Below are 383 nucleotides of genomic sequence, written 5' to 3' on the forward strand. Positions count from 1 at the left end.
ACGTCGTTCAGGCTTTCCAGATGCTGCACGTTGACGGTAGTCAGCACGTCGATGCCGGCGTCCAGCAGCTCTTCCACATCCTGCCAGCGTTTGGGGTGGCGCGAACCCTGGGCGTTGCTGTGCGCCAGTTCGTCCATCAGCACCAGCGCCGGGTGGCGCGCCAGCGCGGCGTCGAGATCGAATTCATGCACCAGCCGGCCGCGATGCTGGATGCGTTTTTGCGGCAGCAGCGACAGGCCGTCGAGCAGGGCGGCGGTCTCGCTGCGGCCGTGGGTTTCCACCACGCCGACCAGCACGTCCAGCCCCTGAGCGCGCAAACGCTGGGCCTCCTGCAGCATGGCGTAGGTTTTGCCCACGCCGGCGCAGGCGCCGAAGAATACCTT

At 66.8% G+C, this 383-nt stretch carries 1 pseudogene; it reads right to left on the reverse strand.

From position 1 onward, the window contains the following. Nucleotides 1-383: pseudogene (locus tag KHA85_RS20565) on the reverse strand (histidine kinase); the annotation flags it as partial.

This window comes from Dietzia massiliensis (assembly GCF_018390595.1).
Taxonomy (GTDB): domain Bacteria; phylum Actinomycetota; class Actinomycetes; order Mycobacteriales; family Mycobacteriaceae; genus Dietzia; species Dietzia massiliensis.